The organism is Citrobacter sp. Ce129, assembly GCF_030334545.1.
In the GTDB taxonomy this organism is placed as follows: domain Bacteria; phylum Pseudomonadota; class Gammaproteobacteria; order Enterobacterales; family Enterobacteriaceae; genus Citrobacter; species Citrobacter europaeus.
This window is the reverse complement of sequence record NZ_JAOWDS010000026.1, coordinates 1-329: the sequence shown is the minus strand read 5'-3', so window position 1 is coordinate 329 and position 329 is coordinate 1. Positions and strand designations below refer to the sequence as shown.

The 329-nt window shown below is 45.9% G+C and carries 1 pseudogene; it reads right to left on the bottom strand.

The features are described from left to right. Positions 1-329, bottom strand: a pseudogene (locus OGV77_RS00350) (T6SS immunity protein Tli3 family protein); the annotation flags it as partial.

The window sequence follows — 329 nt, the reverse complement described above, 5'->3', positions numbered from 1 at the left end:
TTGTAGAGATAATACGTGTCATCAAAGTATTGATAATCTATACCCGGACCACCCGGCGCCAGACGCGGGTCGTCAAAAGGGTATGAACTCAGATATAAATGCCCCTTCGCCGTGGTAATAAATGCCTGATTATTAACCACCACCACTCTTTTTATTTCTTTTCCTTCAGGGCTGTCACGCATAACACCGTCTGAGTTTCTCTCCAGCGCCGGGAAAGGAGCCATATATTTTGCGACCTGCCACGTTTGTCCGTAATCTTTAGATATTTTATATGCCCCAGGCTCCCACTCAGGCACAAGTATGTACTGTTCTGAGGGATGGATAAACTC